Source organism: Oscillatoria sp. HE19RPO (assembly GCF_024220515.1).
In the GTDB taxonomy this organism is placed as follows: domain Bacteria; phylum Cyanobacteriota; class Cyanobacteriia; order Cyanobacteriales; family Laspinemataceae; genus Laspinema.
In genome coordinates this window covers 1-13,278 of sequence record NZ_JAMXOT010000123.1, presented here as the reverse complement: position 1 = coordinate 13,278, position 13,278 = coordinate 1, and the positions used below count along the sequence as shown (strand labels likewise).

The following is a 13,278-nucleotide window of genomic DNA, read 5'->3' as shown; positions in this document are numbered from 1 at the left end:
TGAGGTAACTCCCTACTCGCTAGGGAAATTAGTTGATTGGAAACAAAACCCCTTTTCCTTATATGACTTCCAGAAAGCCGTCCAGACTCCCTACTCGCTAGGGAAATTAGTTGATTGGAAACCGGCCTTCGGTATTGCTACCGAAGACGAAGATTTGGTTTCCTCTCCCTACTCGCTAGGGAAATTAGTTGATTGGAAACATGACTTTTAGCTGCCATCTCCAGAGTTTCTACCAGAAGGGCTCCCTACTCGCTAGGGAAATTAGTTGATTGGAAACAAGGAAATCATATAATCTTTAACTAGACCTTAATATAGGTTTAGAAGATTCTCCCTACTCGCTAGGGAAATTAGTTGATTGGAAACAAGAATTCAGAAGGTACTTTACTTAAGAAAGTTTCGTAGTCTCCCTACTCGCTAGGGAAATTAGTTGATTGGAAACACCCGGGATAACCCAAGGGCAACCATTTCATGAACAAGGCTCTCCCTACTCGCTAGGGAAATTAGTTGATTGGAAACAGTGGTTATAAAAAAATAACCGTTCAACTTCCAGGTTAATCTCCCTACTCGCTAGGGAAATTAGTTGATTGGAAACGTTTCTTTAACGTAGTAGATACTATTACGGGTGGCTATGAAACCCTCCCTACTCGCTAGGGAAATTAGTTGATTGGAAACAGTTTAGGTATAGGAATGTTTAATAGACGGAGGGCTTCTTGTACTCCCTACTCGCTAGGGAAATTAGTTGATTGGAAACCTGCTTATATCTGAAATTTACTGGCAGACGCACGGGAAGCAGTCCGTCTCCCTACTCGCTAGGGAAATTAGTTGATTGGAAACTGGAGCGATGGGAGGTGGTGTTGTCATGCAGTGTTTCCCTCTCCCTACTCGCTAGGGAAATTAGTTGATTGGAAACACAGTTAAAGTGGCGACCACCGCCGATTTCCATTCCATCTCCCTACTCGCTAGGGAAATTAGTTGATTGGAAACTTCCACATTCCTTCCATCGGTTATTAGCCCAGCTAATACGGTTTTGGGTCTCCACCTCCCTACTCGCTAGGGAAATTAGTTGATTGGAAACTATCTCCCCTGACTGGAGGTTAAAGTCCCATTTATCCCGACACTCCCTACTCGCTAGGGAAATTAGTTGATTGGAAACGGGCGATCGGGCCATGCGGATCTGATATAAACAATGACCTGACACACTCCCTACTCGCTAGGGAAATTAGTTGATTGGAAACGGAATTCCATGTAGCGCTGTTTACTTACCGATAGAGTCCTCTCCCTACTCGCTAGGGAAATTAGTTGATTGGAAACAATGTGGAAATAGAGGAATGCGAGTGTCCATCCATACTCCCTACTCGCTAGGGAAATTAGTTGATTGGAAACTCTATTTCAGGGGCGGTGGCGAGCATCTAATTACCACTCCCTACTCGCTAGGGAAATTAGTTGATTGGAAACATCCGCTCATAATCAACGAGTTGATTTTTGATTAGAAAAGATGTCTCCCTACTCGCTAGGGAAATTAGTTGATTGGAAACCTTGAGTGCCTCGTTTTCCTTCCGTAATGCCTCTTTTTCCTCCCTACTCGCTAGGGAAATTAGTTGATTGGAAACTAATACTGAGAGCATCTCCGGGGTCAACTGAGTCTTACCACTACTCCCTACTCGCTAGGGAAATTAGTTGATTGGAAACAAATGGCTTGTCAGCTTTTTTCCGAACACCGGGAAAACCTCCCTACTCGCTGGCTGGGAAAATTAGTTGATTGACTTAGGATGCAGTGTGATAGAGAGATATTAGTAGGAACAAACTCATGACTTGGGAAAAAAAGGCGTTAGTTGGAATTTTACTCCTGCTACTTGCGGGGGTATCCTGGAACATTTACGAAACTGCCACCATCGGCAAAGGCAGCGATTTAGAGCGTTTAGCTGACGAATGGGATAACCAATGAGTAGTCACTACCCAATAGCTGGGAAAATCAATTGATTGGAAAATTTAGGAATTTAAGTAGCTAGTAGAATAGGTTTTGATGGCTTTTCTCTAATCCTAGAAAACTAGCTAATTCTCATAACTCTTGTACTCATAGAAAGGTATCATCCAATGAAATACGCAACTCTCAAATACCTATTTTCGTTAGGACTAACCATAGCGCTTCTTATAGTAGGGCTATATCCTCAAGCAATTGCATGGGTGAGCTTTGCAGTTCAAATTCCCTTGATTGATTATTATCAGTATGAAGGTAAAAAAAGAGCTTGGTTCATAATGCTATTGGGTATTATACTTGCCATAGTATGTTACGCAATGGAATGGAAATTGGCTTTCGTTATATGGTGTCTTAGTGTGCTTGGATCTGGAATGTTTCTTTGCCCCTTCTAAAAGCAGTTTCTTTTTTCCCATCATGCAGCAGTTGCAAGAGATGAAGCTATCTGCGTGAGCGCCATCCATTGTGCTAATTTCGTTAAGTTGGCAGTCACATCCGAAGAAAGTTAGCAGAACTTTGATAGGATGCCGCACATCGTTGATGAAGCCTGCGCGTGGTGCACTTAGCTATGCCGTAGGCCATCGCCAACCCAGTCATCCAGGCTCCATCAGTTAAATTACGAACAATAGCCATTTGCCACGCAAACCGGGTCGGGACGCCACGCTGGGTAAGGGTTATAATTTTTGCTATTCCCACTCGCTGGGAATACTAATTGATTGGAAACGTTAAAACAAAGTCTTTAGTTGAGGTCTTACTACGAATGTGAGGCGTGATTGTTGACAAAAGAGTAAGTTTCGAGTAATATAGTTTTTGGGGACACCTCTACCGCATAGAGTAATGTCCCCAGCCTGACGCTCTAGCAGTAAAGGTATCCCCCAGCCCAAGGGTTAGGGCAAAATTTCATTTCATGACCGATGACTAGGTCGTTAAAACAAAGTCTTTAAGTTGAAGTCTTACTACGAATGCGGAAATCGAATAAGGCTTCGACTCCCCTGGAATTCGCAAATAAAAACTTAAAAACTTAGAGCTTCCGTAGCGACAAAAGCTCTACATTTTCAATTTTTGGAAAACTTCAAAGACAGTCTTTTAAAACTTAAACTTGTGCAACAGACTTACTCTCCCCACTCACTGGGGATATTAATTGAATTGAAATTTCAGTAGTATCGCCGCCAGTATGGGGTTACACTGGTTCAAATTTTCACCTGTTGGGGATACTAATTGAAGGTAAAGAAGTGTGCGATTTATTTACTGGTTAATCCATAACCAACGCGGAAAGCTAACTAAAAATAACCCGAAAATTTAGCTTTCCAACTAACTCCTTGATGCAAGTGAAAGTCTTGTCTTATAAGAGATATAGTGACTCCTAACCTGGTTATACATCTAATACCGAACTGGAAAGAATGGCTCCTGGTGTCCGGGGCAATTGGCCTCCGGGTACCAAACCGCTTGCCGGAATGAAGGTAGGCAAACCATCTTTGAGGCGATCGGTTATTTGCTATTGAAACCTACCGCCCGACTGAATCCTAAAGAGAACTGGCCCTAACTCAAAATAGAGTGGTTCTATTTTTCAGGAAAAATATCGGTGGCTGGCAGTTGGGGCGAGTTGCGGTGTGTTGAGTTAAACTGAAACCTTGGCAGTTTACTGAAGCGATCGCACCTTCGGCAGCCATTCCAATCCGAGTCCAGTTACCCAGGCATCTAGGAAGTATCGGTCACGCCGGTTCTTTGCCCAGTTGTTTAATCATGGTAACCTGTTCTAATCTGGAGACGGCTGGAGCGACTGGCGCTTATGGCAGGTTTCTTATTAAGGGATGGGGCCTTTGTCTTACGGGCAGCGCTGTCCGTAAAAGGGATAATTTTTAGTATTTATAATGCTTGTCAAAAAAGTCAGTTCAATTATCTGCTAAAATTATTTGGATGAATTAAGGGTTACGCAATTTAATTAGACTCACTTAATTTTAATCAAGTAACCGAATCTAAGCCCAAAATTGATGTCCGTTTTTCTATGCAGTTTCAGAGGTTTTATCAAGTAAAACCCCAAATCTGTAGATTTACTAAAAATCCAGTTAACTTTGATTTATTTGCTTGAATTTGGCCTAGAAAATTTAGCTAACTTTTCTGCAAAACTTTAGCAAAATCCTTAAAACATTCTGGAATTTTGAGAACATATCCACTAAAAAGGATAACATACAAAGCGTAGTGGACAAAGGCGCACGCATGAATCTTTACTATCATTGGAAGTTGTACGCGCTGTTATATCAACTGGGGCTGCTCCCTGAAGGACATGGGTGCGAGGCAGTTGACTGTCTACAGCCTTATGCTCACGAGTTGCAGGTTTGGTGGAATAACCAGGGGAATATTATTGAGAACGTGGGCAAAGCCTCGGACCGCGTGACCCTAGACCAATTGGCAATCATCCCTCCTGTAACGCAGGTTTCCCATTTGATTAGTGGTCAATGGCAAAATGTGGGAGGAGAACCCGGGTTGCCGCCAGATTTGATTGCGCTCCTCAACCAAGTGGCCGGAAGCAATGCGAGAAAAGCGTTCTGGTGGTTATGGCGCTTTTACCCGGAATTTTTACTAACACAACAAACTGACGCGCTGTTGTTTCCCGCCGATCGCCTCATCCCGGATTGTCCCAAGCATAGTTATTACAGCACCGTTTCTGCGATCGCCGGTACAATTCCCCCAGATAGGCAAGAAACCGACCCCGATAAACATCCGTATCTTTTGTTGTTTACCTTCTCTCCGGTCCAGGAATTTATCAAATCCTCCCGCAAATTCCTAGATTTTTGGGCCGGTTCTTACCTGCTTCATTACCTCAGTGCAAGATTGTGTTGGTTTATTGCGCGAGTTTATGGACCCGATGCCGTCATTACCCCGTCCCTCTGGAGTCAAGAAATTATCGATGCACTCTTGGTTAAACAATATCCCGAATTTAGAACAACATTGGCAGGTTTCCAAGATAGCTCGGACCCGGTAGCCCGATTTAAGGACAAGACCTCCACCAGTTTGAGCACCGCTGGATTCCCCAACGTGATTACCGCCATTGTTCCGGGGAAACTCGCGGCGGAAAAACTGGGAAATGATCTCTCTAAATATTTAAAGATTTTATGGCGTCGGATTGCGTGTCGGGTTCGGAATGAAATTCGTTCTTCTACAATTGCTTATTTAACTGACCCGAATTCCCAACCAGCTATTCAAGAGTTAATTAGGAAACTTGCAGAGAACGAAGGACTCTCATCTGATTCACAACCCAATCCGAATCAGCAGGACTTAGAACGGTGGAGAAACCAGTCTTGTTGGGAATGGAAGCATCTGTGGAATGCCCAAATTCATCATAGTTGGGAACCCTACTGGACTGCTGTTCCTTTGGGTAATCCGGTCAATCCATTAGAGATTTATTCACCTGTACTCACCAACTTTAACTCCGACTGGATTAAGGCACAGGAAGGCGTTGCACCTTCGCGTCACGACCAACCCACCCCGATGCCGGTTGAAGATCAATTGTATAAATCCCTCAATGTTGGGACCTGGTGGGGGAATGTGCAAAGTCGGTTGGCCCAAGGCATTCAAGCGTTCAAGAATACGCGAGTATGGCAGGTTTCCCCGGCACCTGGAGAGCGATCGACCTTATCGGGACAATTGAGTGCCCTGCATCCGAGTTTAAAGTATCAAATTAATCAAAACCGCCAATCTCAGGTTTCGGATTATCGAGAAGGGGCGGGGGTTCCTTCCGGTTCTATGCAATTATTCTGGGAGTTGATGAGTTTAGTCTATCCTGGATTATTTAACGGGTCGGAAAAACTCAATGCTTTAGAGTTGACCAAACGAATGGCTTGGGTTTATGGGGGTGTGGCTCAATCTTTAGGGATTGATTTACAGATGAACCAGCAGGGGAGCCGCCAAAACTTCGATTATGAAAGTTTTATTCGTTTCCCGAACTTGAGTTCGATTGCAGCGGCTCGATTTGCTGAGACAAATCCTCAACGAATTCAAGAATATTGGGATACTTTGCGAAGATTAATCAAAGCAGACACTTTAACATTTACGGACGATGATTTTAACAAATTTGCAGCCAAAACTCGTCGCCCATTTCAAATTCAAAATGCCGATTTGCAATTGCAAACGTTGCCTAAATCGGGTAATGGCTATAACGGAGTGATGTTTTCCAGTAAATGGTTGGCGGATGATATGGGGTTGAAGGAACCTAGAACAGGCTCATCCGCCAAGCTCATTGCCTTACGACAAGCGGTATCCCAAGCGCATCATGAGTGCAACTTTGGCGACAGTTCTCCGGCAGATTGGTGGGCGATCGTTGCGGCAGATGGGGACAATATGGGGAAATATGTTTCGGGACGTAAACTGGAGTTGTATCAGGAGTACATTGATAGGGAGGCGATCGCCTCTGAACCTCCAGCAGAATTTAGCGAACTCCTCGAAACTCGCAAACGGATGGGTCCGGCAACGCATATTGGACTGAATCGGGCTTTGCTGGATTTTTCCAATCGGATTGTGCCTTATCTCACGGAAAAGCGCTTTTGTGGTAAAGTCGTGTATAGCGGTGGAGATGATGTGCTGGCGGTGTTGCCTTTAGCCGATGTCCTGAGTTTTTTGCGATCGCTACGTGCAGCTTGGTCCGGTGCAGAAGACCCCGGTCGAGACTTTGACAGTAGAGGCGGTTACTGGCATCCTCGCCAACCCCGCTCTCCTGGATTACCCAATCGTCCCCTGTTTACAATGGGTCAAACAGCCACCCTCAGTGCGGGAATCGTCATTGCTCATAAAAGCGTTCCCTTACCGACGGTGCTTGAATCGCTCTGGAGTGCCGAAGAAGACCGGGCAAAAAAAATGCAAGGCACTTTAGCGATTCCGCCGAAAGATGGGTTATGTTTTCGCGTAATTTATGGCAGTGGAAATGTCCTAGAAGCCTGCATGAAAGGTCAGTTTTTAGAACAACCCTGGTGGGATTTAATTTGCAGCGCAACGGCCACGGATGAACTCTCTCCCGTCTTATATCGTTTAGCTGAACAGTTGCCTATCCATAGTTGCTTGACCCCCCATAGTCAACTCATTTCTAAAGCAGCCAAGGTGATTGTCAATTCTCGCGACAAACAACTGGAACACGATCAGCTACAGGCACTGGAAGACTGGCTAAATATCTGGGAAGAATGGGCCTATGCAGTAGAGACTCAGTGGCAGCAAAAAATTCAATCTAAACCGGAAACCCCTAAACCCATTGGATGTACCATGCAAGATTTAGCGAGTCTCTTACGGTTTAGTGCATTTTGGCTCGACAAGACTGTTCATTAATCACCCAAAGTTTGGAAAAACATCATGCAGTGGTATCAAATTGAACCCTTAGATTTACTCATGTTTCGTGAGTCGAAGCCCTTCAGTCCAGGGGAGAGTTCTTGGGCCAAAGGGTTGTTTCCCCCCTTACCCACTCCAGTGTTTCAAGCCCTACGGAGTGCCCCAGGGGTTGACCCAAAACCTCATGAACAATCTCAGGTGAAACGTTCCTCAATCCCCCAGAAAAATATGCAGTTTTGGGGTCCGTTTTTGATGGATGAGTTTAACGAAGTTTGGCTACCGACTCCCAAGGATTTAGTAGGAGTTAAGCGGAAAGATTCCAGGGATTCAAATCAGGAGGACGAGGATGATGATTGGACTTCAGTTACTCGCCTCGTTCCTCAATCCGAACAAACGGATTGGGAGTACATCAGTTTTCCGGAGAATCATCTCAAACCCCTAGTTTCCCCTCGGTTACATCATCAAGAATTCGAGGGTCATCCTCCCTACCGAGAGTATGACGTAGTTTTAGGGCCTCTCAAGCCTTGGATGAAATTAACGGCTTTGGTAGAGTATCTCAAAGGGAAATTACCCAAAAATCCCAAGGATTTTACCGATGACCCTTGGGGGGTGCAGATTTTGCCTCATATTAAAATGGAACCAGGCACTCGTCAAGTTAGCGATCGCGAAGGCTATTTTACGGAAGTTGCCATCCGGCTCAAACCCGGCTGGAAATTTGTTGCTGCCATGAATCCAAAGATTTCAGCGATTACCCAACCTTGCGTGGTCCGCTTAGGCGGGGAAGGACATCGGGCTTTAGTTTCTCCCATTAATTTTCCAAGCGGCTGGCAACAACTAGAACGCTTTATCACTCCAAACCCTGACTCATCTATTGCTTATTTACTCACCCCAGGATTAGCCCGCACAGAAGGGGAAAAGCCTCATCAACTCGTTTATAGCGCTTATCCAGAAGTTTGGAAAGATATTTTAATTGGATGTGCGACCTCTCGTCCCTTATTATGGGGCGGTATTTCTTCTATCCAGCGTTCTCAACTTGATACCCTCAGAGAGACCGAAAAAACATGGGAATTTTCTTTGCTACCCCAACGCGCCTTTGTTCCTCCAGGAACGGTGTATTTATTCGACAAAAATGCCTCAGATGATTGGCTTAAAAAGCTGCCTTCAGATTACCGACTTCTTCCCCAACTAGAAAGCCCTCAAAATTGGTTAGACACTTTTAAAAACTTAAATTACGGACTTTTGTTATGGGGTAAGGTGAAAATTTGATTTGAATCCTTTTAGAGCCGAAGATAAATATATTGTTGCCCTGGGTCTGAATTGCATGAAATTTCCTGAAGTTACCATTGATGTTCATCCATCTTTTCTCTACTTTATCTATCCTTTTTCGTTTGAGGTTCGCTCATTTGAAGAACGAATTAACTGCATTGAAAATCACCAATTTCCCCGACAAAAATTTAAGACTTGGAAGCCTCAAAAATTAGTTACTGATGATTGGCTAGTTCATGTAGCAGACTATCTCAATCCAGATAAAGAGAGTCAACAGACTCCTACGGCTCAGTTTTGGGAGCTGAATAATGCCCTGGATAGTACATTAGGATTTCAGGATGTAGAATGGCAACTGATAACTCCCCAAGGACCGATTCAATTTGGCTTTGGTGAAAAACCTGGACAAGGCAGGCGATCGGCACAATTAGCTTTATTTAAAGTGGGGGTCGGATTTTTAAGTTTGAGGGTTCAACCCCTTTCTCCTGATTCTAAAGATTGGTTCAATTTTTTGCATTATTTTAGGTTTATGCGAGGTCAGCGGCGGACCGAATTACAGGCACAAAAAGTCAAATGGAATCCGCAACTTAAAAAGAAAGAATTAGATATTTTTTTCCCAGAAGTGGCAGGGGGAAATGTTGTTTATACAGGAACACTGACCATTGGTCTGCTGATTGAAACATTGCTAGAGGCTGGAGAGACCTATCATATCGAACCCTGGTGGGAAGAAATTTTTGTATGCGGTCAACTGATTCCGTTTGCGGTAATTTTTGCTCAGGGATTGACGGAGAAAACGATTCCGTTGATGTTATATAATTTGCAAAATTTCTTTCATGAAGGGCAAGGAAAATATCCATCTGCTCAAGACTTGGACCGGGCTTGTCAACCTTGGTTGCCTTATATTGAACGAATGTGGTGGATTTTTACGTTAGAAGGTGGGGTCTTTTTGTCAGCTAATGCACCGGATGAAAAGTTTTTCCGGGAAACACTTCCCAATCATATCCGGGATTTGTATTTTCTGTTATTTCGGCTGGTGTTGCATCAACGATTCACTTTGATGATGTTGTCCCATTGGGTCGCGCAACGGTGGGTGATGGGTGCAAATCATCGCGATCGCATTTATATTTTTGAAGAAATCCGGGATTTGCTGTTGTTGTTTACCGCCCGAGGATACTTTAGTCAAGTGGTCCAACGGGAACATCCTCACCGCTATTATTGCAAATGGCAGGAAGTTTTTCAACTGGAACAATTGTATGCCGAAGTCGGGGATGAGGTCCGAGATTTACATGACTACGTTCAAACTCAACAAAATCAGCGCTTACAACGGACAATTGAAATTTTGGGGGTGGCGATCGGTGCTGGGGGAATTGCCGCCTCTAGTATTTCGGGTTATATAGAACAACCTTTACCCTTGGAACCCCCGTTTTTAGCGGCAGTCCATCCCGGGATAAAAGCCTTGCTGGTTAGCATAATCATCGGATCATTTGCTGGATTTGCTGCGTGGGTATGGACGGGGATTTTTGGAGGATTATTTTCTCGTCTGTCCCCGTCAAATAAGTTTCGTAGACGATAAATTCAAAAAAACACTGAAGCCCTTTCTACTTGATTCACAAATTATGAACTTACTTTTTGCCAATATTGGCACGTCTGACTTAGCGATTAGATTTTCTCAACCGAAAGGTCCAGATTATTATCTGCCTATTGATTTCCTCAGTGAACCCAATTTACCCCAACAAGTCAATACCCTATCCCCAGAATTTCAGAAAATATGGAAGGAACAAAAAGCAGCAATTGATAATTTTTTTTATACGGAACTGGGTTTTGCTAATTCCGTGAAACGCAATAGCCGATGTCTGACCGCTAAATTGCTAGAATGCTATCGGTTGGCTCCGTCTAATTGGCACGATCGCTTGGCATTTGTTCGGATATTAGGAGTGTTGCAAAAAGCCGCAACTACTCAGCCTCGTGTTAGTAAAGCCTATATTTTTATCACCAACCAGAAAACTCGCCAAAACCGCAATGGTCATGATAAAGATACCATTTATTTGGTGCGTTTATTGCAAAACTGGCTGCGATATGATTCCCAGCAACTTGAGCCTAAATTTGCCGACTTACCTAAATTGGTCCCTGTCAGAATTCCACCGACTGAAAACCCCAGTGATTTAGAAGTCATGTTGCGGGTTTATGAACAAGAGATCGCTACTATTCTTAAAGAAGAACAGCCTAATCCCTCCTCTGATATTGTATTAGTCAGCATTAAGGGGGGAACGCCACAAATGGGGACGGCATTGCAATTACAATCAATCGATTCCGGCTTTCCCAATATGATATTTGTCGATCCACAGCTTTCGATTAATTCTGTTCTCCAGGGTCAACCTTCTCAATGTAAGTTAACGCTCTACTGGCGACATTTAAAGTCCCAAAAGTATCGCACCATTCGACAGCTTCTGGAACGGTGGGATTTCGATGGTGCAATTTCCATCTTACAGGATTGGCAAAATAACCTGAAATTACTTCCGGCTGAAGTCAAAACTTTGGTCGATTTGTCTGAAGTTGAGACGAGTTCTAACTTGGCAATTACCGCCTTGAAATTAGGGTTATGTCTCTTCAATTTTGACCGCCAAGGGGCTGAGACGATTTTAAAAACCTCCTCCCCAGAACTTGCCAGTCTATCCCATCTCACCCAGAATTATCACAGTTGGCTCAATTTATATGCTCATTGCCAAATTTATTGGCAACTCAATCAAGTGGCTAATTTTTTATGGTGCTTGAGTTCGTTTTGGGAAGATGTGGTCAATTATTTAGTCATTGCATTAGGAGGATACCAATATTTCCTACCAGAAAATACCCCAGGAATGCTTGAAAATTGGAACTTAGACCCCAGCAAAATAGAGCTAGATATTTGGAAGGTTTTAATTAAACATGACACTAAGCTCAAAACCTGGGACTTTAAGAAAAATGGCAACTTTAGTTTAAATATGAAGCGTTTTACAAAGCGATATTTAGCTAAAGCTATTGTCAGGCACAATCAGCATGACATCCAGGAATGGGAGAAGATTGAGCAGGCGTTAAAACAATTAAATTATTGGGTAGAAAAGCGAAATGACCTGATTCATCGAATTAAAGGCGCGTCTCAAGAAACCATGCACGAAATGCTGGCAGCAGACCGGAAATTAAAGATAAAAGAAGCGCAAAAGGCTTCGGAAGTAGACCTGATTTTAGAAACCATGCAAACCCTGTGTCTATCTGTTTTTCGTCTACTCAATCAACCTCCTTGTCCTGGAGTTGACCCCAATTCAGATGGGGTTTATTATATCTACTCAGACATTGTTGACTGGGTAAATCAGCAACTAGATGAGTAAGGTTAAACCGATCATTTAGAGAGGATGTTGCGCAGGGTTGTCCGTCGGCAAGGCGATCGCCCGGTAGAGAGGGTCCCACAAGACACAAGAGGCGATCGCACATTGCTAACCTTAGCTATCTGTACTGGGATTCAGGAGTTGCTCAAATTCAGCAACAGCACCTACAGAAATGGTTTGGCGATGAAGCTGTTTTAGAGTCGCAATCTCCTCCAGACGATTCACCGCTTCTACCACGGACTGAGGGACTTCCCCAAACCGGACTTGCAAAAGGTCTAGGATATTCTCCCGTTGAGTTTGCAAGGTCCCCTGTTCGAGTCCCTGTTCGAGTCCCTGTTCGAGTCCCTGTTCCATTGCTTCTTCTCGGATGAGTTCTTCCATTGGACTGATGAATGGCATTTGTCTTTCCTCCCGATATTCAATGAGTTGGGTTCTTAATTGTTGTTCGAGTTGCTTCGGTAAGCTCATCATCCGGTCTATAAACCGGAATAAGTTCTCGACTTCCTCTCGACTATATCCTCGGTCAAACAGGGAACGGATTAGGGTCCATTTCCACTGTTTCCGTTCTTCCATTTGGCGGTTGGTGGCCTGGGTTTTTAAATGGGCCATGACCATCAGCGCAAACGGATTCTGTTCTGATTCTAACTGTTCCCACTGCGTTTGGTAGTCTAGGAGTTTGGCCGTGGGAAATTCCAGTTTGAGCTTGTATCCATCCAGGGTAAAAGCATATTCGGTGGGTCGCCAACTGGGGGTATCATCGCCTAAGATGGCGACACTGACTACGGGTTTGTCATATTGGTCAAAGGCGCGGTAGTTATAGCGATAGATGCGTTTGGGAAAGTCGATAACTGATTGACTTTGGATTTCAACGTGAATCATTATCCACAGGACATTTCCGCTGATGAGTTTAACTTCAAACAGTTTGTCAGGAAATTGGGTGCCGATGTCGGAGTCGCGGCCTAGTTCTAGGAGTTCTTTGTCTAGGGACTGATAGGGTTGACTCCAGTCGATTTGGTTATGAATGGCGGGGAAGAAGAAGCTGAGTAATTGCTCAAAGTAGAGGTTGAGTGCTTCCTTCTAAGGGCCATCATAATCCGCTTTGACGGGTTGATATTCCATAATGTATTGATTTGAATTTAAGTTTTATTATACATTACTCTTGGATTAAACTTTATTGATTTTTGGGTAATTTTAAAAATTCAAAGACTGCCCCATAACGTAGCTTCACTAAGGGTGTTCCAACAAATAAATCATCCAAATCCCGATGGTTAAGCACCTAACAAGACTGTATTAGCCCGCGCAGGCGGGCTTTGTCCGTGTAGCCCCAGGCTTCAGCCTGCGGGTTTTTTGGGGATTTTATTTTTTGGA

The 13,278-nt window shown here is 43.9% G+C and carries 6 protein-coding genes and 1 CRISPR repeat array (1 of these 7 only partly in view); of the genes, 5 read left to right on the top strand and 1 reads right to left on the bottom strand.

All coding sequences use genetic code 11. The annotated features are described in order from the left end of the window. Positions 1 to 1,689: a CRISPR direct-repeat array (repeat unit 36 nt; unit sequence CTCCCTACTCGCTAGGGAAATTAGTTGATTGGAAAC); it reaches 2,666 nt to the left of the window's first position. Between the two features lie 118 nt (positions 1,690 to 1,807). The 5 genes from NG833_RS11805 to NG833_RS11785 all read left to right on the top strand — a co-directional run bounded on the left by NG833_RS11805 (position 1,808) and on the right by NG833_RS11785 (position 11,913). Continuing rightward, positions 1,808 to 1,945: a hypothetical protein gene (locus tag NG833_RS11805; RefSeq protein WP_254565485.1), complete on the top strand. Its 138-nt coding sequence runs from the start codon at positions 1,808 to 1,810 to the stop codon at positions 1,943 to 1,945. A 2,229-nt stretch (positions 1,946 to 4,174) separates the two neighbouring features. Beyond that, positions 4,175 to 7,288: a type III-B CRISPR-associated protein Cas10/Cmr2 gene (gene cas10, locus NG833_RS11800; protein WP_254565484.1), complete on the top strand. Its 3,114-nt coding sequence runs from the start codon at positions 4,175 to 4,177 to the stop codon at positions 7,286 to 7,288. 24 nt (positions 7,289 to 7,312) lie between these two features. Then, the gene (locus NG833_RS11795) at positions 7,313 to 8,554 is read left to right on the top strand and encodes a type III-B CRISPR module-associated Cmr3 family protein (RefSeq protein ID WP_254565483.1); all 1,242 of its coding nucleotides are present in this window, start codon (positions 7,313 to 7,315) and stop codon (positions 8,552 to 8,554) included. Between the two features lies 1 nt (position 8,555). Further along, positions 8,556 to 10,124: a hypothetical protein gene (locus NG833_RS11790; protein WP_254565482.1), complete on the top strand. Its 1,569-nt coding sequence runs from the start codon at positions 8,556 to 8,558 to the stop codon at positions 10,122 to 10,124. A gap of 43 nt (positions 10,125 to 10,167) precedes the next feature. Further along, entirely contained in the window at positions 10,168 to 11,913 is a 1,746-nt protein-coding gene (locus NG833_RS11785; protein ID WP_254565481.1) for a hypothetical protein, read from the top strand. A 111-nt stretch (positions 11,914 to 12,024) separates the two neighbouring features. Here NG833_RS11785 and NG833_RS11780 read toward each other — a convergent pair whose 3' ends face one another. Beyond that, the gene (locus tag NG833_RS11780) at positions 12,025 to 12,789 is read right to left on the bottom strand and encodes a transposase (RefSeq protein WP_256555925.1); all 765 of its coding nucleotides are present in this window, start codon (positions 12,787 to 12,789) and stop codon (positions 12,025 to 12,027) included. Positions 12,790 to 13,278 lie beyond the last annotated feature (489 nt).